We start from the raw sequence: 23,003 nt of genomic DNA, 5'->3' as shown, positions 1-23,003 counted from the left end.
CCCTCCCTTCAATATAAAATTCTATCGCAGATATAAAGCCGTGCATTTCCTGCACGAAAAAGTCAGCATGTCGAAGATGATATAATTCTCCCGCTATTCGTATGTTCCACTTCTCCTGAAGATTGATCCCAATAATTCCAATGTATTAGTAACATTGAGCTATGCTGCCAATTAGCGGAGCGAGGCTGCGATCGATCCACTGTGGCCTTTTTCCTTTGAAGGACCACTTAGCGCTACCCAGGCTACAAATTTTATTCCTTCCGTTCCTGGAGCGCCTGGTATAACTTCGACTTCGAAATCCAGCCCGCTCTGTAATCTCCTTCACGGCATATTTGGTTTATTAGACTATTAGCAAAGGAACCACCTTGAACAGGAACAGATTCATATAGTAAACGTCACGACTTCTTCCACTCCTGCCATTTTTGACAAATGCTAAGTCTGACATCGGTGGTGCGGTCGGAATAAGGGCAATCTCCCTCACGCCACCCGGTTTCGGGGAAATGAATACCAGTTATGGCCTTCAGTGCAATCACGCGTGCTCCGAAAGCAGCGACGTTTTGATTCCTTGCATCATGCTCCAATCCGCTGATTAGAGGTTCGATAAAACGCCGGTTTTTGATCTTGGAGGCGATTTTTAATGCGCAAAACTTGATATCGGAATCGGGATCCGAAAATAGGCTGATCAAATCACCGGATAATGGTTCCCACAAGTCAGCGCAATTGCCGAGTGTGTATAATGCTCCCATCTTGACATAACGGCTGTCGTCCGTCAGCAATTTCCGCAAGTCGTCCTTTCTCACCGCAGCTGGGTGAGAGGCAAGAAGCGCGACGGTCGCAGTACGTATTCGCCATGAAGGGTGTACGAGCAAATCCTGAATAGGTAAAGCGTACTGTTCGGAAATCGTTTCGAATAAAAACGATAATAACACCCGGACAATCGTTTCTTCATGCTGACTCCGAAGAGCTTCAAGCCGATCGGCGGGTATTTTCCGTTTCCAGCTCTGCCAATGGGAAAACGGACTTCCTAACTGATCTTCCGCATGACTTGGTTCATAATCTACCGCAGCCGAAACATCGATCAATCCGGCTTGCAGTTCTTGCCATGCGGGATAGTGAAAACTGCTTTCCAGTATGGCAGTTTTCACTTGATGGGCAGACCACTCAGGATGAGCTTGCCAAATGCACGCCGCTGCGCCCAAAATAATCGGTCCCGCAAATGAGGTTCCTTCGTTTCTCGCATATTCTTTCGGCAGCACATCGAATGGTGCCGTCGCATGGCTCATACGTTCTTCTTCCGACTGAAACGGCATCGGTAGCACAACGTTTTCGGCAGGAGCAAGAATTTCTGGAACCCCTTTGCCTTCAAAAGTGACTCCCCGGCAGCCATGGTACGGTTTTGTATGCTTAATCATACCGTCTTTAGGGACTATAAGGCCCCCGACAGATAATACGGAAGGGGAAGATGCCGGTCCATTACAGGTGAGTTCAATCGTGTTACCTGATGCAGAAATCACCAGCAAACCTTCATGAGTAAGTTCTTCGCATAAAACGCGTATCGGATCCGCCTGCCACGGCAGCAGTCCCGAGTCCCTCAAAGCTGAGATTGTAAGTACTGTCCCGCGAATATTAAACTTGCGATAATTCTTCTTCAGCCAATTCAGTGCCTCGCAAAATTTCACTTCCATATCATCTGTGTTGATGTATAGTCCTGCCTCGATCAAGAAGAGCTCCGCTTCAGGTGCCGCACCGGAGTAATTACCGCCCGAAAGCTGTCCTGAACCGCCGGCTGCTGAAGCGGTCCACAGGCCGTGCAGCCCTGTATTCCATGGCCCTTTATTTGCAGTTAACCTAAGGGGCTCCGCCTTCGGTTCCGATGTATTGACGTGATACACATTCCGACGATTGTTTGATGAAATGTCGGGATGATGCGGGAAAATGACGTCTATCACGGCAATAGCAGTATTTTTACCAGTAAGGTGATCCGGAACGTTTAGAAATTTCCTGATTGACGGCCACATGATTCATCACTCCTTAGGGGTCACCTCACGATACGAAAAAAATCGTACGTTAAGCAATGCAACTAAAAAAAGAGCTGGTTGCCGTGGCGACTGCTCCTGGCATAATCTTTGCGTTTCGTACCCGTTGTTTGAGCATATTTTATCTTTTCTCGGGTACCACGAAAACCATCACCCAAGTCGCTACTATATTGATCAATAAGCTCATTTATCCTTCCGCTAACGTACCCGTTTACTGAACGAATTTTTGGTGAAACTAAATAATGATAGATAGAGTGTTTTAACTGGACAGTCTTACCTCCTCAAAAATACGAGAAAATACATCATCCACTGTCATAACTTGCTTTTCGTTGTTCTTGCGCTCAATGTATTCGACTTTTCCGCTTTCTGCATGTTTGCCGACGACGATCCGAAACGGAATACCAATGAGATCGGAGTCGTTAAATTTGACACCGGGACGTTCGTCTCTGTCATCGATTAGCACTTCAAGTCCGTGATTTCGCAAACGATCATACAACTCTTCAGCTATCCGCGTCTGCGATTCATCTTTTATCGATACTGGAATGATATGAACATGATAGGGGGCGATTGCCGGAGCCCAAATTATCCCCCTCTCATCGTGACTTTGTTCCACGATTGCTGATAATATCCGAGAAACGCCAATGCCGTAGCAACCCATAATCATTGTTTGTTCTCTTCCGCTGGCATCCAGATAGCGCGCGCCTAATGTTTCACTATATTTTGTACCGAGCTTAAAAACATGACCTACTTCGATGCCCTTGAAGAATTGGAGCACGCCCTCGCTGCAGCGCGAACACGCTTCACCTTCTATAGCATTCCGAAAATCGCCTGTGCGCTCAACTGTAAAATCCCTGCCTGGAACGACGTTTCTGAAATGATAATCGGTTTCGTTTGCACCAGCGATACCAGATTGCATTTGGCCAACGGCTGTATCAACAAGAATAGGGATTTCGATTCCAACCGGTCCTATAAAACCAACTGGCACCCCGGTGGATGCTGCGGACGATTGAGCATCTGCCAGTTCGATGTTTTCAGCTTCCAGATAATTCTTCAGTTTAATTTCATTTACTTCATGATCGCCTCGAATCACTACTGCTAATGGCCTATCATCCGCCACATAGATGAGCGTTTTGATAATGTCCTGCGGCTCAGTTTGTAGATGTTTGGTAAGCTGACCGATTGTGCGAACGCCTGGCGTGTGGATCTTTTCAAGCTTATCAGCTTTTACTTCGGTGCTCGTTATTTTTACCGAGGCAGACTGAGCTTTCTCCAGATTCGCCGCATAATCACAATGGGAGCAAGTGGCGATTGTATCCTCCCCAATATCGGCCAGTACCATAAATTCGTGTGTTCCGCCTTCACCGCCAATTGCTCCAGCATCAGCTTCCACAGCTCTGAAGTTTATATTGCAACGATCAAAAATCCGCCTGTAGGCTTCATACATGTTCCAGTAGGATTGGTCTAGGCCTTCCCAAGTTGCATCAAACGAATATGCATCTTTCATAAGAAATTCCCTGCCGCGCAATAGCCCAAAACGTGGACGCCGTTCGTCACGAAACTTCGTTTGAATTTGATACAAGGTAACCGGCAATCTTCGATAGGAACTGATTTCGTTTTTGACAAGGGTCGTGATTACCTCTTCGTGAGTAGGACCTAATGCAAACTCACGATCATGACGGTCCTTTAACCGGATTAATTCAGGTCCATAAACACTATAACGCCCGGATTCTTTCCAGAACTCAGCGGGCTGCAAAGCCGGCATTAACAACTCTTGTGCACCCGCACGGTCCATTTCTTCGCGAACGATCTGTTCGATTTTACGCAACACACGCCAGCCTAACGGTAAATAGGTATAAATGCCGGCAGCAAGTTGTCGGATAAAACCGGCTCTTAGCATAAGTTTATGACTTATGACTTCGGCATCAGACGGAGCATCGCGTAAAGTACTTAAAAACAGGGTTGATTGTCTCATCTAATGGTCTCCCTCTACAGTTATTGAGAAACAAAAAAACACATTCGTCAGGGACGAATGTGTCGTGGTACCACCCTATTTCAATCGCCAAAAAATGACGATCCTCAATCGAGTAACGGTCAATACCGGTAGCGGATACTAAGATTCACCGCTACAGCTCGCAAGGTGGGGAGTTTCATGCGGCGAGAAACCTTTCAGCCTAGGGTCTCTTCTCTGCATCACCGTTAGTGAATCTCATATCCTTGGTCGAAGCAATTGGAATATGAATGCAAGCTAATTTTAATCACTTTACATTATAATTTCTCAAGAGTCAAGGGATCCCGATGACGGGAACCTCCTTTGACGTAAAGGTGAATCTCCTGAAGAGATTTCCTGCGAATCAATGTTAGGCGTTGGGTTATCTCTTCTGAGCTATCGTACTCGTCCCTCGGTTTTAAAGGTTTATCTCACGTATGCTCACTCCTTCGCAGGATTTCATCACCTTGTATTGTAACGGTTGGGTGGAATGTAAGCCACATGTACCTTTTCGTCTAGGATTAGGGCATGCGGGAATAGAAGAAACGTCTGGAACATTTCCCCAAGGCCTTTTTCTACTGCACGCATACTCCACAAATCCCTGAAGGTTTACCATCCCACGACTCGACGGGTCTACGCCCTTACATTCCTTCGTTACACCTATCCAAGGTGTGGAGACCGATAGCGTTTAGCGGATGGGTCTATGCCCTTATCGGGTACGTACTCGGTTCTCCGTGCTTTCTTTAGTCGAAATCCTGCGAATGAGTCAATTTACGTGATTTCAATAACGTTTTTTTATGCTGCTTGAGCGTATGAGTGGACTGTTTTTTCAGGAGTAAACGTCTCTCCGCTTTGAACCATACCGATTAGGATTCGAGCTAGTTTTCCAAGCAGTTTAAACACCGATTGTTGCTTGCTCATATGCTTAACCTGCACATTATGTTCATGCAGCTGCCGAAAGACGGGATTGGTCCCTACCATTGTAAGCGTAGCGAGATACAGATATTTTCGTAGTTTGGCATCTCCTCGTTTCGAGATCACGATCTCTCCCTTGCGTTTTCCTGACATGCTTTCGGCTAAGTTTAAGCCGGCTTTCCTCAGTAACTGACGCCCGTGGGCGTACTGTTTCAAGTCACCTGCACCAGACAGAATCGCTGCAATGTAAATCGTTCCTAGACCTTTTACCGAGCGAAGTTGGCTGACCAGAGGTATCTCACCTAGCAAAGTTACAAGTTCTTTTTCGATCTGTTCCAAAATATTGGCAATGCGCTGATACTCCTCTAACAAGCGTTGTAAATCTTGCTTAGCCTCCCTTAGCGCAGTCGTATCTCCCACACTCTGCCTGGCTGTGGAAATTAATTCGGCGGCTTTCTGTATGCCAGTGGAACCGCCAGCTCGCTTCATATATTTTCTCCAAGCTGTAATAACCCCTTCCGTTGATTGGCCATTAAGATCAGACGGAGACGGAAACTCTTTTAGGGTCGCCATTGATCGAGGGCAAGTCCAATCCTTAAAAACGGAAGCATACTCAGGGAAACGAATATCCAGCCAGCGAACAATACGATTCTGCAATCGAACACTATTCGTAACCCAAAATTCTCGATCGCTCATAATGGTGCGTAACCTTTGAAAGTGGGGCGCTTGGCGAGTGTAATCATAGTAATAGCCACGGCTAACAACATCTGCGATCACAAGTGCGTCCTTCGGATCGCTCTTGGAGGGACAGTTGTCACGGTTTTCCTTGTTTCGTTTTGTCGTTGCTGGATTCACCAAAACAACGTGTACTCCTTTCTGGGCGAGCCAATTGGCCAAGTTTGTCCAATAGTGCCCTGTCGGTTCCATGCCGATGATAGGACTTTTTAATCTATGTTTCTGCTGTAAGGCATCCAACCACCGTTGTAATTTTTCGAATCCTTCCTGTGTGTTCTTAAACGAAAGATGCCGATTAGAAAGGACGATTCCTCGGAAGTTTGTGGCTTGTGCAACATGGGTTTCCTTTGCCATGTCAATTCCCACAACAAGATGAGAAGTGGTAATTCGTTCAATACGTTGATTTTGCCCGTCCGATTGCTTAAACTTCATACTAAGAGCGCCTCCTTGATGGTGTTGGGTTTCGAACCCGTGGACAAACCCATCATACCGAGGCGCTCCTTTTTTGACAAAGTCCATTTCTTAGGACTAACAGGAATGTTTAGCGCAACAAGCTACAATTCAGAAACGTGATAGCTATGTCTCCCAACGTTCTCGACTTAAGAAGAAATATATCAACTGATCTCTTAATTCAGGTTCCCTTTCGAAGTTAAGTTTTTCAAGCAAGTTAATTGATCGATCATTTTCTTGTTCAACAGTAGCTTCAATTATCTCTAAGCCCATATGCGTGAAGCCAAATTCCATTATAGGGTTCAATGCTTCTTGCATTATTCCTTTTCCACAGTGTTCTTTAGCTAAATCAAATCCGATCTCTGCACTAGGCTATTCTCCTTGAATCCAGTAGTGGAAACCGCAATCAAACCAAGTCTGTACTCGCTCAGGAGATGATTTCGAACGGGGCGGCGAGGGTAGCGCTAGCATCACCGTTCGCGGCGTCGAACGTTTTCACGATTCGGTATTTGCCGGGCTCGAGGCTTAATGATTCGATAGAAAAATCGTCTTCGTAAACGCCGCCCGGACCGACTCCCCTAAGCTCATCCGTAAACGCTTGCCCTCCGTTCAACCACTTCCAACGACCCGAATCCCACTTCTGTACGCCGAACCACGACCCGAATTCAAGCGCTGTCGGCCCCCAGTTGGTCAGCTTGATCTTCAGAGTGTCAGCTTGCCGATATATTGGCTTGTCAGCCTCCATTATGGCGTTGATCTCGTCTGTTGAGAAGGCGTAAACCGTTACTTTCCCATCCACGACGTCTCCGGCATCGTTCAGTAGTTCGAGTCTGAGCCCGTACATGACGTTCCTGCGATCGGGGAATTCAACCCTCATTCCGTGCGCGTTCTCGAACGTCGCGTTCGAAATTTCGTGTACCGGTTTCAACGATTTATTGAGCTCCGTCACGCTGATCCTCGTTTTCATCCCTTTCGGCAGCCTGTTGATGCTAAAGACGAGATCCCCTTCCGGCAGAGGCATATCGTCGCTGTCAAGCTTAGTATACAGACCATACTTATCGAGAAGCTTCCCATCGAAACGAGGGAAACCCGTCTTCGTATACACTTCGTCTTCGAGCGCCGCCGATGCGGCCTCGTCCAGGAAGCGATTTGTGTTTGGAGGCCAAAACACTTTGTCATTCGGTCCGCCGACTTGTTGTACCGGCTCCGGCAAATTCGGGATATGGCTGTCACCATCCGGCGCTATAGCCCCGGGATCATAGATTTCCACCGAGACTGCGTCTCCGTACTTGCGCAGCACTTCTTTTTTCTCGGCTTCGGTCCAATCGGCTTGCACTTTGACGACCTGCCCAATCACGTCCGCGCCGACAGAGATGGAATCGTAATTTTTCACTATTTCGTCCTGGATGCCACGTAGTTTCAAATATGGGTATTTCGAATGCTTGATCTCGATATGTCCGCCAAGCTTCCTCTCCAAATCCCGTTTGAAGTGACCCGCCTTAGCGTCGTCCTTGTCACTGAGAAAAACGTACCGGTTGTTGTCGTTATCGATGTAAAAAACGCCATACTCCTCAAGTGAAGGTCCCTTGTAGGACTTGTAAATCCGCTTGTCCGGAAAATGCTTGCGGATCAGCTCCTCCAACCTATAAATATCGCGTTGCACGTCGAAGTCGTCCTCCGACGCCACCTCCGTCGCCATAATGCTTTCTTTCGGCGAAGCGCCTGAATAGACGCCAACCGCTGATCCCGCCATTAATACCGCGAGCACAGCCGAATAGATTAACCTTTTCCCCATACCGAAACGACTCCCCCACGATAACATCCATCTTGTTTCCTAAACAGACGTAAGCCGCCTGTGAAAGTTGCATGGTACATTTTTCAAAAATAATCGAAGGTAACAGAAAATGGCGACGTGGCTCATTTACGAGATCTTGCGGTGACGCCGATGCAATGCGCTCACCCTCTCTCTGCGCACGATATAAGCACACTACACACTCCGTATCTGGCCGCAATCGCATACGGAAGCGATTTATGGCTAGCAAGGAGCATAAAAAAACGGTTGCCGAAGCAACCATCATTCATCTATCGTTCCCGTTAGCATGCAGCGCTGTTTCTTGCGCTGCACCACAGAGGATGAAAGTTAATCCGTTCTTTCATGGTGGTTGAACGTCTAGGTGTCTGTGCCAACTATCTTCACCCATGATTCGGCCAACAATCGCTGACTTGTTTCCGCCTACTGCTTGCGGCTCGAGTCATTATATAGCTTCGCCAACCCGTCTTGCTGCGTCCAAGAGACCGCAAACTTTTTGCACATTCTCTTCCTGGAGCCATTTGTCATACCCTCGTCGGAGATCGATACGTATTCTAATTTTGGAAATCCCGATAGCAGGAAACTCCAATCCATAGCGTCGATGCCATCGATATACAGGTATCGGAGTTTCGGAAGATGCAGTTCGTGAATGTTCTTTACCGGATTATTCCTCAGGATAACGCAGTCCAACTCCGTTAGTAGGTTTAAAGGAAGGATATCTTCTATTTGGTTGTTTGCAACGTCGACCCGGGTTAGCGATGGAAAAAAAGCAAGCGGAGACAAATCAGCAAGTCTGTTGTCCGAAAAACAAACAGAGCTTAATTTAGTAAGCACCAGGTCATTCATGTTATCAATATTCATCAACCTGCTTTTATTCACGACCAGTCCACAGAGACTCTCCGGAAGATATTTTAGCTCATTCACGTCGAACTCCGAATTGCTAGTGACCATGAATTCGAGCAGATTCTTGGCATGTTCCATTCCGCTTAAAGAGGACACAATTCCGTCGTCATACTTCGGAAAGATATGACGCAGCTTAAGCAGGTTGATGTCTGTAAGATCTTCTTTGTATACTTGAAGCTGTACGCGCACCATACGCTCCAGGTTCTTATCCTTAAAAATTACGGTGTTCCCTTTCATATATTTGCCATCAACTTTGGAGATCGACGAAGGAAATATTTTGTTGGCTATCCATTTTTAATACGTATTTGGGTCTGTCAAATCTTTTGTGTAAACTCTTTTCGTGCTTTCCCCCGAGGGGGAAATTTTATCGCAGATGCTCTCCGATGCGGTCCGGATAGAAAACGGAGAGCTGCAGCAGCATTTGACCCCAGTTTTGAACGCGGCCTGTCCATTTACGCGTAACATCCATGGTGGCCAGATAAAGCATTTTCAACAAGGATTCATCCGTCGGGAAGATGCTTTTTCCCTTCGTCACTTTGCGAAGTTGGCGGTGGTAACTCTCGATGATGTTGGTGGTGTAAATGAGCTTGCGGATTTCGGGTGGATACTTGAAGAAGGTGGCCAGCTCATCCCAGTTATTGCGCCAAGAGCGAATGATGAGCGGGTACTTATTCCCCCAGGTTTCCTCGAAGCGATCGAGCTCGACGAGTGCCATTTCTTCCGTCGCTGCTTTGTAAATCGGCTTCAGGTCAGCTGTTACCTTCTTCAGATCCTTGTAAGAGACGTAACGGGTGGAGTTTCGGATCTGGTGGATGATACACTTCTGAATGTCCGTTTTCGCGTAACAAGCCTGAATCGCTTGGCTGAAACCGGTCAGATTGTCGACACAGATGATAAGGATATCATGCACGCCCCGGTTCTTCAGGTCGTTTAGAACATTAAGCCAGAACTTGGCGGATTCATGCTCACCAATCCACATGCCCAGTACATCCTTGTTGCCATCCAGGTCGATGCCGATTACCATGTAGGCGGCTTTATTGACAATGGCACCATCTTGCTTCACCTTGAAGTGTATGGCATCCAGGAAGACAACCGCGTACACGCCTTGGAGCGGCCGGTTCTGCCATTCCTTAATCAAGGGTATGATCTTGTTGGTCACGTTAGAAATAAAGGTGGGAGAGACCTCAATCCCATACAGATTTTGCAGATGATCCTGAATCTCACGCGTGCTGACACCTTTGGCATAAAGGGCAATAATCTGATCTTCAATGCCGGTCACATTAGACTGGTGCTTCTTCACCACCAGGGGTTCAAATTCCCCTTGCCGGTCACGGGGAACGGCGATCTCCTGATCACCGTACTCGCTTACGATGGTTTTCTTACTCTTGCCATTACGACTGTTGGTCGTCTGCTTGTTCTGCATGTCGTGCTTCTCATAGCCCAGATGTTCATCCATCTCGGCTTCCAGCATCTCCTGCAGCGTTTCGGCAAACAGCTCTTTCAACGCATTCTGTGCATCCTGCGCAGAGACCAACTTATTCTCCTTGATGAACTGCCGGAGTTGCTGCTTCGTCCATAATCCCATGTGTTCTCCCCAACCTCTCTTATACTTCCATTGTAATGGGTTTAGGAGTTTACACAATCTATTTTACAGACTCACGTATTTCGGTTCCTCGTTAACTGTAAGAGTATACACAAGCCCATCTGTGGTTCCATTCATCTTTGTAGTAACTTTTACATTTCGCCCCCAGGTATTCCCATATACAAATTATATAGCCGCAGGTCATTTTAATACTAGGCATCGTTTGGATATACTCAACTATGCTGCCAGTTAGCGGAGCGAAGGGCTGCCGCATGTCAGCCCTTCGGCATTGAACTAACGTCTCCGATAGCTCAATCGACTTTCTATTCCTCGGATGACTCAAACATCATTTGTATTGCATTTAGCCAGTTTCATTTGTTGAACGTGTAATTACGAGTGAACGAGCGTACCTCATTTGTTCTCTTGCTTCTCTAAGTTGTTTAGCCATATCATTAGATAACTTAGTTTCATCTATGGTGCTACCGTTTTTAACTCCAAGTTTCGCCAAGACGCTTTGAAAGCTTAAGTTAGCCTCGATAAAAGAATCGTACTCTTGTTCGTTTAAGTAATTTCGTGATATTGGCTCCTTGTTTAGTTTATCGAAATAAGGCTGCATATCCATAAGTATTTGCTTATACTCCTTACGAAGCTTACTATTAAGAGTATTCGGATCCAAAATCCCATTGTCACCATTTTCGATCACAATGGCGATCACTCGCTTCATCAATTTCTCAAGTTTCGGGTACTCGTCTCCAAGTTGGTCATCCCACCCGGCGAATTTCGCACTTAGGTTCATATATTCTGTTTTTGTAACATAGGTGGCTTTCTTTTTTATTGATTCGAATGACCCATATATACGATCCGCATGTAACGTTGCTGGGACTGCAGCTGCCAAAACCAATACGCCCGTAACCAGTAAAGCAGTCAACAGTTTTTTATGTCTCTGTTTCGGGTTAATTCGTTGCCCAATAGTTTGAGTTATCCTGTAGTCTGTATCAACAGGTACTACTAATTTTTGAACAAATCTTCTGAGGTCATATCGAATTTGTTCCTCAATAGACATATGGAGATTCCACCTTTTCTTCAAAGTTTTCATTTAGATTTTTTCTCAATTTTTTCATCGCTAAGTGATGACGTGATTTAACTGTTCCAATAGGGATTTGCAACAACTCCGCTATTTCCGATAAATCGTAATCTTGATAATAACGGAGTATTACTACTATTTTTAGTTTGAAAGGTAATTCGAGAATCTGATCCAACAACTCGGAACGTACTTCCTGACGCATTATTTCTGTAGACGCAGCAGGACTAGAAATCGGGTGTATCAATTCCTCTGTCTGTTTTTGAAATAATCGAAACCTTCTCCAATTTTTGCGCTTATATTCTTTCGCTTGGCAAACAGCAATTCCATGGATCCAAAACTTAAATGGCTTTTTTGAATTGTATTTATGTACGGATTTCCAAACTTGTAGATATACCTCATTTAAAACGTCACTTGCATCTTGTGGGGATGAGGTCAATAACAAAACGATACGGTATACGTCTTGCTTTGAATATTCGTACACGCGAACAAATGCCTCCTTATCCCCTGCTATCCAGTTACGTACTGCTTCTTCCAATAAATCATGCATCTATTCAACCCTCCTTCCTGTAAAGATTTACAGTATATATTCGTTTGTTATCTTCGATCGGTTCACTCGTTAATTCAAAAAGTATCCACCAATGCCCAAAATTAACAGATGCTTTCTGTTTGATCAACAGAAACAGCCGATCGTTTTTGCGGATGCCGTTGCGTTAAACTGCCCGAAAGTGGAGCAGGCTGCCGATATCGGCAGCCTGTTCGTCATGATGCTATCGTGTCCGTTAGTTTAGTTTCTTGATTAAGCTTACTCGAATAACATCATCCCAAATTGGACCACGCCGAACCTTTTTGTAACCAATTTTCTCATTGAGTTTAATTACATGGGTATTCGTTTCTTCTGTATGTGTGTAAATTAAATCAACTTTATGATGTTGGGCCTTTTCCTCCAACTTCAGTTTTAATTTAGTCGCTAACCCTAATCTGCGATAATTCGGATGAACCCATAATTGAAATATTTCCATAAACTGACCATCACTTTGAAATAAATTTTGATCTAACTCGTGGAATACTGTCCAGGGATACACTGAATCTCTATTTGCTATGGAGTACATTATCATTGCAATCGGTTTGCTAAAAGCGGAATCCTCAATAATATATGCACCTTTATTTGAGTCAGTTAGATACCCTTCTATTTTCTTAATATGTTCCTCTTTTTCTTGTTCTGACATTTCAGCTTCATCCGGAACTGTGTACCCATCGTTTTTCGAGTCAATTCGAACCAAGAATTGGTGGTCAGTTATATTAGCTTTTCGCATTTTTAGCATTCTATCACCTCGTTGTACTTTACCTCTCTTTTAGATCAAGAACAGGTCATCACGGTGCTTGTGCGGAACCGGTTCGCTCTGCTCGGCTGGCTTTGCCTCTGTATTTGTATGTACTTGTGGATGGTATCCATCATCCCGCACATAATTGTCGATCGACCAAACGCCAATTTTCTTCTGCATAGCCTCAGCTTCGACCTTTCGATATTCATCTACGTATTTCGTATTGGGTTCATAGATGTAAGCAACCCTGGCGAGTCCTTTGGCGAGTTCCATCTTCGCAACCGAGTTGCCTTCCTTTTCACACAGCTTCTTTGTATCGGCATTTGCCGGGCACGCGGGAAGATAAACATACGCCAACAGGCGATCGTATTTATCACGACCTAATCAGCCAGGGCAGCGCGCGCATCGGCCGACAAGTACTCGGTTCCTTCCGTTTTTCCCTTCCCGCGTATCCGGACGATCTTAGCACTTCGAGCGGTACGCAGTTGCACCGGATCACTGGGTTCGACTTGCTCCAAGTTCAGATTCGCCAATTCCTCCCGACGCAGCCCCGTCGAAAGAAGGACGTAAACGATTGCCCGATCACGCCGCGGGCGTGCATGCGTTTTGAGTTCCAATTTCCCTTTCATTCGGCGCCTGTCCTTTTTTAAATGAAACCGCTCGAGCCGGTCACAGATGTTTTTAAGTGTCAGAATCTGCTCGGAAGTCAGAGTCCGCGGCTCGGGATCCGGCAGCATGATCCCACGGATCCCTTTCATAGGATCTTCCGGCAGTAGACGAATCCGAAGCCATTTCATAAACCGGGACAGTGCAGCCTGGTGATTATTCACGGTGGCCGGCGCATACGCCTTCCCTCTCTTTTCGGGAGGATTATACAACTGCTCGAGCCACGCAGTAACATCCCTTTTCACGATCGCCGTTACTTTTTCGTATCCATACCGGTCACGAAAGAAGTCGATAAACCGGGTGAGCTGCAGATTAATCTTTTTTTCAACATCGAGGCTCCGATCCCCTGTTATTTCCATCTCGCTGTAGCGATCTTTCCAAAGCGTCAATCGGTCTTCCACCGGTTCATTAACTGAAAAATCCTTCCGTGTCGTGTTTTGTCTCACTTAGCGGCCTCCTTGAACGTCCTTTTTTAGTTAATATGGCACAAATTAGAGCACAGAAGGGACATTCTGTGACGTATTTTGTCTTCCCGGATTTAAGGTTGGATTAAATCGCCGGAAGTATGATAAAATAAATAATAGTAAGATGAATCAAAGGACGGTGTGACATGGAACATACATTGAAATTGGAAAGCGAAATTCGTACGAGATATCAGATTACGATTCCTGAAGAGATACGTGTGAAAGCAAAATTGGCAGTTGGTGATAAACTGTTATGGCAGTATGATGAGGTTCATGAAGAGATCATTGTGATGCCAAAACCAAAATCATTCTCTGATAAACTTTGGGGACTTGGAAAAGAATTATGGAACGATGAACCAAGTGATAATTATGTTCGGAAGGAGAGAGAAAATTGGTGAACGCCTCCTCCCCCTCTTCTTTTAAGAATATTGCGTTGGACACGAACATTTTTATTTATGTGTTTGAGCAACATCCTGAATTTGGTGAGAAAGCCAAGTGGCTGCTCGAGCAAATTGAGGATGGAACCTATTCAGCCGTTGCTTCGACCATTTCATTGACCGAGATCCTCGTGAAACCGATTCGGGAGGGGAACCTGGCTCTAGAGAAGCAGTACAAACTGCTTTTTGCCCATTTTCCAAATCTTTCAGTTGTGCCCGTTGACAACACGGTTGCCGAACGGGCAGCCTTTCTTAGAGGAAAATACGGAATGAAAACACCGGATGCGCTTGTGATCGCATCCGCCATCATCGCACAAGCGGATGTTTTTGTTACGAATGATATTCGACTGGAACAAGTGGAGGAAATACCTTGTAGAAGTTTAGCTCAATTATAATTTCAAACAAGGCTGGCTCTGCTATCTGCATAACAGGGATTGCCAAAGCCGAGCGGATAGCTTCTACCTATCGAACCAATTACGGCAATCAGTAGAAAAAAACGCCTGCTAGAATTGAAGTGATCATGGCAAATAAAACAATGTTTTGATTCTGACTACCGAGGTGAGAGGATTGCTCACCTCGGTATACTGATTTACGTTCCTGATTTCCTACTTAGCTTCCAGCAACGACATATCTACATCGATTGAAATCATTTTATTAAATTAAACATTACTTAGAAATAATCCAACCTTTAACTAAATAATAAATATCATCACTAAACCGCAGCCGAGGCCTACTTGGCATGCGAATACAAGCCATCCTGACAGCCATTGGTGTAAATGCGAAGCGAATAGTGAAGCTAATAACCCCAAAAATGGCCTAGCAGATAGGTCTAAGCTCGTTTCCTAATGATAAAAAAGCATTGTTCTGTTGCTCGCGGCAACAAAACAACGCTTTTTCAGTACTCTCCAGAAAAGGGTCTCTCTTTCGCTTAATTCTTTGGCTTCTTCGCTTCGTGATGCCCGACTGCTTGAGCTCAGAATTCGGATAACGGGTGCGTATTCCATTTCATTTGTAAATGCGGTACAGGTACATGGACCGGATCCATCCATACAACAGAACCGTCGGAAATCCGTTCGCCGAGTACCAGAATGCCCTCTTTGTTTCTCTGCCACTTGTATCTTCCGCTGACAACCGCTCTTTCCCCGAGCTCGGCGATCTTTATTGCTTCTCCAAATGTGAGCGGGTAATCGTCCGCCTCAGGATCCCAGTCCTCGACGGCAAGCTGCTTTTCACTAGCCACGGAATTCCAAACTTCATAAAAAGCAAAGCCGGTGAGTTTATGTTCTTCGACTTTAGCTTTAAATTGATCAGATACAAATATTTTGGTGCTTAGCATCTCGGGGATTTTAAAGATATGCTTACCTGTTAGCAGCTGCTCGTGAAACGCAAACCGATTAAAACCGATAAGCGTACCGCTGGACAGCTTTTTCGGTTCCGCGCGGCTGTAATCGATGCAATTAATCACGTTAAGTACATTAATTGCATAAACCGCGAACGGCTCATGCACCAAAGGAAGAATTTCAGCACTATCTCTTATCAGATCACCTAATGTCTCTACCGTTTTTCCGCTGAAGATGGGTTTTCCTGAAACAAAATAAGGAGCATCACAATACTTGCCGCCACCTTTGTAAACCATCATTTCAATCTCTCCCCAAGTGGAAACGGGCTGACCCATAAACTGCGAATCAAAATATTTATAGTACTGTTCCTCGTAATGTTTGAGCGTGATCTGGACTTTGTCTTGTGTGCTGAGTTCCCAGATTTTCATAAGAACCATCGCCTCTCTTAAAAGGTCCCACATATAAACGATATTTATCACTATAATATCACATGTGGGACCGCCTTTATCGCGCGCAGATATCGGCATGATCCCATGAAGATTCTTAAACGCCCGTGCAAACGCTTCTGGCGAATCATATCCATATTTCACAGCTACTTCAATAACCTTTGCATCTGTTGTCTGCAGTTCAAATGCTGCCAATGTCAACCGTCGACGTCGAATGTACTCAGATAACGATACTCCAGTAATGAACGGAAACATTCTTTGAAAATGATAAGTAGAGCAACAGGCTCTGCGCTATTTCATCATATGAGATATTGTCCGCTAGATTTGTTTCGATGTATTCCATGGCGTTCTTCATCCTGTCCAACCAATCCATCGTTTTCCCTCCCTTCAATATAAAATTCTATCGCAGATAAAAAATAAAGCCGTGCATTTCCTGCACGAAAAAGTCAGCATGTCGAAGATGATATAATTCTCCCGCTATTCGTATGTTTCACTTTTTCCTGAAGATTGATCCCAATAATTCCAATGTATTAGTAACATTGAGCTATGCTGCCAATTAGCTTAATAAGAAAATCTACAACAAATTTTAACATAGCCTTGATAAAAAAAGACCAGTCAGATCAACGGTTTGATCTGGCTGGACATCAAGTTAAAGTCCCATTTTGTATCTGTTAATCAGTCAGTCTCAATATTTCCGGTTTCCGACCTCCCTCCCGGCCGTTACTTCCGTAAATACACTTTCCGGCGTTACGATCCGCTTCGGTATGGAACGGCCGGCCATCAGCTCCTTGACTGCCTGCATCAAATTGGGACCGAGAAGGGGATTGCATTCCACGACACAATTGATTTTGCCCTCTGCCATCTTTTCCATCGCTTTACGGGTGCCGTCTACGGAAATAATGACTATATCTTTACCCGGCCGGAGACCGTATTCTTCAATAGCCTCAATCGCGCCCAGAGCCATGTCGTCATTGTGGGAGAATAAAACGCGGATTTTCCTGCCCTTCTCCTTCAAGATCGACCTCATTACGTCCCTGCCTTTTTCGTAGGTGAAATCGGCCGACTCGCTTACCAGTACGGTCAAATCTTTACGTTCCTTAATCGTGTCATGGAAGCCCTTCCCTCTGTCGATAGACGGGGTAGAACCTTCCGTTCCCTTTAATTCCACGATTCCGATCGGCCCCGGGCTGTTGCTCATCTTATCAAGCAAATATTTGCCCGCCTTCCGGCCCTCCTCGTAAAAATCGGATCCAATAAGTGAGACATACTGCGAGGAATCCCGAATGCCTACGGCCCGGTCGAGAATGAGAACCGGGATCCCCGCCTCCTGCACTTCCTTCAATATACTCTCCCAGCCCGACTGAATCACGGGGGCGATGGCGATGACATCCACGCCCAGCTTGATAAAACGGCGAATTGCCGCGAACTGCTGCTCTTGCGATTGTTCTGCGTTATCAAGAATCAGCTCTACTCCCGATTCCTTCGCAGCCTCCTGGATCGATAATGTGTTCGCTTTACGCCAATCGCTCTCCGAACCAAGCTGGGAGAAGCCAAGAACGATCGGACGGCTATCCGTTACAGGTACCGTCGAAGCCGCACTCGTGTCGATATTGCCCTTTTGCGTTCCGTTTAACGTTTCTTTCGGCGGGTTATACGAACCGGACTCGCAGCCGGCCAGAATGGTCAGCAGAACCAATAGCCATATACCCAGCCCAATTGGCGCTTTATACCGAATGTTCATTGTTGTCTATTGACCTCCTATATTCAGGCCTGGCATCGATTCCTATCGGAATGTTCCTTAGTTAAATGCGAAAGCTTGACATATGCAATTCCAGTTTACCAGATACTTGCTTCATTTTGGCGGAAAGTTTGAGCAGCTGTTCCCCGACTTCAAGCTGGGCAGCGCAGCGCGACTCCACTTGCCCGGCAGCCACCGACGATTCGGATTATCGCTTGGATGACCTAATTTCGCTGCGCCAGTCGGCGTTCGCTGAGCAGCCTTTGCAGCAGGATAAATAAGAACAGCAGGAGACCGATCACAATCTTGGTCCACCATGAGCTGAGTGTACCTTCGAAGCTTATAATCGTTTGAAGAACGCCCTGAATCAGTACGCCGAAGAACGTGCCGACGATATAGCCTACGCCGCCGCTAAGCAGCGTGCCGCCGATAACGACCGCCGCGATCGCATCAAGCTCCATGCCCATCGCATGCAGACCGTATCCCGATAGCATGTAGAAGGTGAATACGACGCCTGCAAGAGCGGAACACAGACCGCTGACGGTATAGACCCATATTTTCGTCCGACCGACCGGAAGTCCCATCAGCAGTGAGGACTGTTCGCTGCCGCCAATTGCATACGTATTGCGCCCGAACCGCGTGTAATGGGCTGCGTAAAATCCAACCGCCACCACTGCTAATGCGATAATAACGCTAATGGAGATATAGCTGCCGCCGGGAAGATGAACCTTCATCTGGGCAGCCTTTGTGTAAAAGGCATTATCGATGGTAATGGTGTCGGTGCTGATGACATAGCAAAGTCCCCTGGCAAGAAACATTCCGGCCAATGTGACAATGAACGGCTGAATTTTGAAATAATGGATAATCGAGCCCATGGCCCAGCCGAACAAGGCTCCTATCAAGAGGACTGACGGAATGACCGCGAGCGGCGGCCATCCTTGCTGAAGGAGACTCGCCGACACCATCGTCGTTAATGCAATCATCGACCCTACGGACAGATCAATACCGCCCGATACGATAACGAAGGTCATCCCGACTGCCACTACAAGCAGGAATGCATTATCGATCAGGAGGTTGAACAGAACCTGCAGAGAGAAAAATCCGGTGTACCGGAATGATCCGGCGCAGAACATGAGCGCGAATAAACAGACGGTCACCAGAATCGGAATATACTGCCGCTTAAGCATGCCGCTTCACCTCCCGTTCCGCCGGATAATGGCGGGTTTTCCAGCGTGCCGCAAGCGTGCTGCGGAACGTCTCTGACTGAAGCAGACAGACGGCAAGCACGACAAACGCCTTTACGACGAGCGTGATTTCCGGAGGAACCCCGATCATGTAAATCGTCGTTGTCAGCGTCTGGATAATAAGTGCGCCGACAAGTGTGCCGGTCAAATAAAACCGCCCCCCGCTAAGCGATGTTCCGCCGATGACGACAGCCAGGATCGCGTCGAGCTCGTACCACAGACCCGCGTTGTTCCCATCCGCGCTGGATACGTTGGAGCTTAGGATCAACCCGGCGATACCCGCGCATAATCCGCAAAATACGTATACGACGATCATTACCGCTGACGAGCGAACGCCGGCCAAACGGCTTGCGGTCGGCTTGCACCCGACCGATTCGATAAAGAGGCCGATAGCGGTCTTGCGGGTTAACAAGGAAGCGGCCGCAAATACCGCGATAACAATAAAAATCGAGAATGGCAAAGTCCCCAAAGCGCCTGCTCCGATATACTCGTACTTTGCGCTTTCCACGGTAATAATTTGTCCATCCGTAATAAGCTGGGCGATCCCGCGGCCGGCAACCATCAGAATGAGAGTGGCAATAATCGGCTGAATGCCTACCGTTGCAACCAGCAGGCCGTTCCATATGCCAAGAACTACCGATAGAGCCAATGAGATGCCGACGGCAGCCAGTACCAGCGTCAGCGCATTCTGGTCGCTGCCTTTGCTGATCGTGAGGCAGGCCATCGCCCCGGTTATCGCAACGACGGAGCCGACGGATAAATCTATTCCCTTCGTAGCGATGACGAGCGTCATCCCGATGGAAACGAGAATAAGCGGAGAGCCGAAATTGAGTATGTCGATGACGCTGCCGTACAGGTGGCCGTCACGCATTATAACCGAGAAGAAGTCGGGCGAATAAATTAGATTAAATAATAAAAGCGCCGCCAGCACAGTAAGCGGCCAAAACAAATGATGCTTCACCATTTACGTTCATCCTCCTGCTATTGCCTGCATCACATTGTGCTGGCTAATCTCTTCAGCGGCCAATTCTTTAATTTTGCGCCGGTCTCTTAGTATGCCGATACGATCGCTTACCCGCAGCACCTCTTCAAGCTCGGAAGAAATAAAGAGTACGGACATTCCTTTCCGGGACAGGGTCATGACCAGCTTCTGAATTTCCGCTTTGGCCCCGATATCAATGCCTCTTGTCGGTTCGTCCAGTATGAGCAGCTTCGGGTCCGTGAGAAGCCAGCGTGCCAGCAGCACCTTCTGCTGGTTTCCGCCGCTTAGATTGCGGATCAGATGCTCCGGATTCGGCGGATTAATGTTCAGCATGCGGATATATTCGAGTGCGATTTCGTCCTGGCGCTTCCTGGATATCGTTCTGAACCAGCCGCGCGTCGCCTGGAGGGCGAGAATGATATTTTCTCTGACGGTCAGGTCATCGATAATGCCCTCCGCTTTCCGGTTCTCAGAACAAAACGCAATTCCGCTGTCAATGGCCTGCCTCGGCGAATGCAGGACTCCCCTTTGCTTGCCGGATAACCGAAGCGTGCCTTGTTCGGCACGGTCAGCCCCGAACAGCAGCCTGGCAAGCTCCGTTCGGCCCGAGCCGAGCAGCCCGGCCAGTCCGACGATTTCGCCCCTGCGCACCTTTAGATCGAACGGCTCTATGGCGCCTTTCTTGCCAAGGCCGACCGCTTCGAGCATTACTTCATCCATGGCCGAGGACGCTTCGCCACCGGCCTCCTTCGGCAGTTGATCGAGCATATGCAGCTCTTTGCCGATCATCCTCGACACCAATTCTATCCGGGGGAGCTCATCTGCCGGATACTCCCCGACAAACTCCCCGTTACGGAGAATGGTTATTCGATCGGAAATTTCATATACCTGATCAAGGAAATGCGTAACGAACAAGATGGCCAATCCTTCGCTCTTCAGCTTGTTCATCACGGCAAACAGCTGCTGCACCTCGCTGCGGTCCAGGCTGGAGGTTGGCTCATCCAATATGAGCACTTTCGCGGAAATATTCAAAGCACGCGCAATCGCGACGAGCTGCTGAACGGCAACCGAATAGGACTGAAGCGGCTGTGTCACATCGATTTCCAGGTTCAACCGATCACGGAGCAGCCTCTGCGCGGACCCGTTCATTTCTTTCCATCTGATCCGGCCCAACCTCCGGGGCTGCCGGCCGATGAAAATATTTTCGGCTACCGACAGGTTCGGGCACAAATTAACTTCCTGATAAACCGTACTGATCCCCGCATTTTGCGCATCCTGCGGACTTTGAATGCCTACTTCAGCTTGCTCAAGCTCGACGGAGCCCCGGTCGATCGAGTAGACCCCAGTCAATACCTTGATAAGTGTTGATTTGCCGGCTCCATTCTCTCCCATCAACGCATGGACTTCACCGGGGAACAACCGGAAATCGACGCCGGATAACGCCTTGACGCCGGGAAATTTCTTATGAATATCCGTCATTTGCAGAATCGGCTGTAATGTTCTCATAAGGCGACTCCTTTCTACTGGGAACAAGACGAAAGCCACCCCGGGCCAAGCGTTGCATCAAGCCGGAGTGGCTTTGTCACAATCATTGCGAATTAATACTTACGGTTCGGAAGCTCCTTCTTGGCCTCCTCCGAGGTGAACACGCCTTCCACCGTCACAATACGCTTCGGAATTTCCTTGCCGTCCAGAACATCGCGAACCGCCTGCATGAGCTGCGGCCCGAGCAGCGGATTACACTCGACGATAAAGTTGATTTTGCCTTCGCTGGCCGCGGTGAATCCGTCTTTGACGCCATCGATGGAAATGATGACAATGTCCTCTCCCGGCTTCAGACCGGCAGCTTCAATCGCTTGAATGGCGCCAAGCGCCATGTCGTCATTGTGCGCGTACAAGACATCGATTTTCTTATTTGCCTTGAGGAACGCCTGCATGACCTCTTTGCCTTTCGCACGGGTAAAGTCGCCTGTCTGGGAAGCGATTACCTTCAAGTTCGGATTCGACTTGATTACTTCCGCGAAGCCCGCTTTCCGGTCATTGGCCGGTGCGGAGCCTGTCGTCCCCTGCAGCTCGACGATATTAACGTCGCCGGCTGCATCCTTGTATTTATCCACGAGCCACTGCCCTGCGCGGCGGCCTTCCTCCACGAAGTCGGAGCCGATGAACGTTTCGTACAGGGACGTGTCCTTGGAATCGACCGCGCGGTCGGTCAAGATGACCGGAATGCCGGCGTCTTTAGCTTCCTTCAGCACCGTGTCCCATCCGGATTCGACAACCGGCGAAAATGCGATTACATCTACTTTTTGCTGGATATAAGTACGAATGGCTTTAATCTGGTTTTCCTGCTTCTGCTGCGCATCCGAGAATTTAAGGTCGAAGCCGGCCTCCTTGGCCGAATCCTGAATCGACGTCGTGTTCGCCGTTCTCCAGCCGCTCTCCGCACCGACCTGTGCGAAGCCCAGGGTCACCTTCTTATCGGCAGGCGCTTCCGCAGACTCGCTCTTGGCTTCCGCTGCACTATTCGCCGGAGCTTCCGCGCTGCCCCCGGATGTGTTGTTGCCGCTGCCGCTGCCGCTGCCGCCGCTTCCGCACGCCGCCGTAAACAGCAGCAAGACCGATGCAGCGAGGACAATGCCCATTTTTCTAGTCAGTTTCAAGTTTTATTCCTCCCCTTTAGATCACCTTGTGACTGGTGTGCTCTGATTATAGAACGCTTACAAAGTGACCGGATACGGAGTTTCACCGCCGCTTGTTGTAAATTTTTATCCATTTCGGCCGAGTGCGCTCCAATCGGTTTGTTATTTTGTTTCGAAGTTGTGTTATTTGGCGAATGATTGCGTTTTCATCCCATCTCCTTCA

General features: G+C 47.5%; 21 protein-coding genes and 2 pseudogenes. 4 read left to right on the top strand and 19 right to left on the bottom strand.

From position 1 onward, the window contains the following. Nucleotides 1-395: 395 nt before the first annotated feature. The 9 genes from KZ483_RS05360 to KZ483_RS05320 form a co-directional block, all read right to left on the bottom strand. The gene (locus KZ483_RS05360) at nt 396-2,018 is read right to left on the bottom strand and encodes a S8 family serine peptidase (RefSeq protein ID WP_220351681.1); all 1,623 of its coding nucleotides are present in this window, start codon (nt 2,016-2,018) and stop codon (nt 396-398) included. Nucleotides 2,019-2,295: 277 nt separating this feature from the next. Next, nucleotides 2,296-4,008: a proline--tRNA ligase gene (locus tag KZ483_RS05355; protein WP_220351680.1), complete on the bottom strand. Its 1,713-nt coding sequence runs from the start codon at nt 4,006-4,008 to the stop codon at nt 2,296-2,298. Between the two features lie 810 nt (nt 4,009-4,818). Next, complete coding sequence (locus tag KZ483_RS05350; protein ID WP_220349494.1) at nt 4,819-6,105, bottom strand: IS110 family RNA-guided transposase; 1,287 nt, start codon at nt 6,103-6,105, stop codon at nt 4,819-4,821. Nucleotides 6,106-6,249: 144 nt separating this feature from the next. Beyond that, nucleotides 6,250-6,483, bottom strand: coding sequence for a GNAT family N-acetyltransferase (locus KZ483_RS29050; protein WP_220353273.1), 234 nt, complete (start codon nt 6,481-6,483; stop codon nt 6,250-6,252). A 67-nt stretch (nt 6,484-6,550) separates the two neighbouring features. Continuing rightward, entirely contained in the window at nt 6,551-7,918 is a 1,368-nt protein-coding gene (locus tag KZ483_RS05340; RefSeq protein ID WP_220351679.1) for an immunoglobulin-like domain-containing protein, read from the bottom strand. Between the two features lie 438 nt (nt 7,919-8,356). Beyond that, nucleotides 8,357-9,073 carry a leucine-rich repeat domain-containing protein gene (locus KZ483_RS05335; protein WP_220351678.1) on the bottom strand — a complete coding sequence of 239 codons (717 nt, stop codon included), beginning with the start codon at nt 9,071-9,073 and terminating at the stop codon, nt 8,357-8,359. A 127-nt stretch (nt 9,074-9,200) separates the two neighbouring features. Then, on the bottom strand, nt 9,201-10,421 hold the full coding sequence (locus tag KZ483_RS05330) for an IS256 family transposase (protein WP_220350410.1): 1,221 nt from the start codon (nt 10,419-10,421) through the stop codon (nt 9,201-9,203). Nucleotides 10,422-10,779: 358 nt separating this feature from the next. After that, a complete protein-coding gene (locus KZ483_RS05325) occupies nt 10,780-11,481 on the bottom strand; it encodes a DUF3600 domain-containing protein (protein WP_220351677.1) in 702 nt (233 codons plus the stop codon). After that, nucleotides 11,471-12,049, bottom strand: coding sequence for a sigma-70 family RNA polymerase sigma factor (locus KZ483_RS05320; RefSeq protein WP_220351676.1), 579 nt, complete (start codon nt 12,047-12,049; stop codon nt 11,471-11,473). The genes KZ483_RS05325 and KZ483_RS05320 overlap by 11 nt, the downstream gene beginning before the upstream one ends. Nucleotides 12,050-12,140: 91 nt before the next feature. Between KZ483_RS05320 and KZ483_RS05315 the strand changes: the two genes are divergently transcribed. Next, nucleotides 12,141-12,290, top strand: coding sequence for a hypothetical protein (locus KZ483_RS05315; protein WP_220351675.1), 150 nt, complete (start codon nt 12,141-12,143; stop codon nt 12,288-12,290). Here KZ483_RS05315 and KZ483_RS05310 read toward each other — a convergent pair. The 3 genes and pseudogenes from KZ483_RS05310 to KZ483_RS05300 all read right to left on the bottom strand — a co-directional run bounded on the left by KZ483_RS05310 (nt 12,282) and on the right by KZ483_RS05300 (nt 13,936). After that, nucleotides 12,282-12,824 carry a GNAT family N-acetyltransferase gene (locus KZ483_RS05310; protein WP_220351674.1) on the bottom strand — a complete coding sequence of 181 codons (543 nt, stop codon included), beginning with the start codon at nt 12,822-12,824 and terminating at the stop codon, nt 12,282-12,284. The genes KZ483_RS05315 and KZ483_RS05310 overlap by 9 nt on opposite strands. Nucleotides 12,825-12,854: 30 nt before the next feature. After that, a pseudogene (locus KZ483_RS05305) lies at nt 12,855-13,193 on the bottom strand (thermonuclease family protein); the annotation flags it as partial. An 11-nt stretch (nt 13,194-13,204) separates the two neighbouring features. Next, nucleotides 13,205-13,936, bottom strand: coding sequence for a tyrosine-type recombinase/integrase (locus KZ483_RS05300; RefSeq protein ID WP_220351672.1), 732 nt, complete (start codon nt 13,934-13,936; stop codon nt 13,205-13,207). A gap of 164 nt (nt 13,937-14,100) precedes the next feature. On the opposite strand from KZ483_RS05300, the gene KZ483_RS05295 reads away from it, so the two are divergent. Then, a complete protein-coding gene (locus KZ483_RS05295; protein ID WP_220351671.1) occupies nt 14,101-14,352 on the top strand; it encodes an AbrB/MazE/SpoVT family DNA-binding domain-containing protein in 252 nt (83 codons plus the stop codon). After that, nucleotides 14,349-14,786 (top strand): type II toxin-antitoxin system VapC family toxin, encoded by a 438-nt coding sequence (locus KZ483_RS05290; protein WP_258881702.1) that lies wholly within the window; start codon nt 14,349-14,351, stop codon nt 14,784-14,786. Before KZ483_RS05295 ends, KZ483_RS05290 begins: the two co-directional genes overlap by 4 nt. A gap of 578 nt (nt 14,787-15,364) precedes the next feature. Here the strand turns inward: KZ483_RS05290 and KZ483_RS29045 are convergent. The 3 genes and pseudogenes from KZ483_RS29045 to KZ483_RS05280 form a co-directional block, all read right to left on the bottom strand. Beyond that, nucleotides 15,365-16,159 (bottom strand): imm11 family protein, encoded by a 795-nt coding sequence (locus KZ483_RS29045; RefSeq protein WP_397376181.1) that lies wholly within the window; start codon nt 16,157-16,159, stop codon nt 15,365-15,367. Nucleotides 16,160-16,231: 72 nt separating this feature from the next. Next, nucleotides 16,232-16,550: pseudogene (locus tag KZ483_RS05285) on the bottom strand (helix-turn-helix transcriptional regulator); the annotation flags it as partial. A 312-nt stretch (nt 16,551-16,862) separates the two neighbouring features. Further along, on the bottom strand, nt 16,863-17,918 hold the full coding sequence (locus KZ483_RS05280; protein ID WP_220351669.1) for an ABC transporter substrate-binding protein: 1,056 nt from the start codon (nt 17,916-17,918) through the stop codon (nt 16,863-16,865). An 82-nt stretch (nt 17,919-18,000) separates the two neighbouring features. On the opposite strand from KZ483_RS05280, the gene KZ483_RS05275 reads away from it, so the two are divergent. Further along, nucleotides 18,001-18,138, top strand: a complete 138-nt coding sequence (locus KZ483_RS05275) for a hypothetical protein (RefSeq protein WP_220351668.1) — start codon at nt 18,001-18,003, stop codon at nt 18,136-18,138. Between the two features lies 1 nt (nt 18,139). Here the strand turns inward: KZ483_RS05275 and yjfF are convergent, their stop codons facing one another. From yjfF to KZ483_RS05255, 4 genes are all read right to left on the bottom strand, one after another. After that, nucleotides 18,140-19,102 (bottom strand): galactofuranose ABC transporter, permease protein YjfF, encoded by a 963-nt coding sequence (gene yjfF, locus KZ483_RS05270; protein WP_220351667.1) that lies wholly within the window; start codon nt 19,100-19,102, stop codon nt 18,140-18,142. After that, nucleotides 19,095-20,123, bottom strand: coding sequence for an ABC transporter permease (locus KZ483_RS05265; protein WP_220351666.1), 1,029 nt, complete (start codon nt 20,121-20,123; stop codon nt 19,095-19,097). The genes yjfF and KZ483_RS05265 overlap by 8 nt, the downstream gene beginning before the upstream one ends. 6 nt (nt 20,124-20,129) lie before the next feature. Further along, on the bottom strand, nt 20,130-21,647 hold the full coding sequence (locus KZ483_RS05260) for a sugar ABC transporter ATP-binding protein (protein WP_220351665.1): 1,518 nt from the start codon (nt 21,645-21,647) through the stop codon (nt 20,130-20,132). A gap of 92 nt (nt 21,648-21,739) precedes the next feature. Continuing rightward, entirely contained in the window at nt 21,740-22,801 is a 1,062-nt protein-coding gene (locus tag KZ483_RS05255; protein ID WP_220351664.1) for an ABC transporter substrate-binding protein, read from the bottom strand. Nucleotides 22,802-23,003: the final 202 nt, after the last annotated feature.

The sequence above is a fragment of the Paenibacillus sp. sptzw28 genome (assembly GCF_019550795.1).
GTDB lineage: Bacteria > Bacillota > Bacilli > Paenibacillales > Paenibacillaceae > Paenibacillus_Z.
Note: the sequence above shows the minus strand (reverse complement) of the source record. Positions and strands in the feature narration are given on the sequence as shown.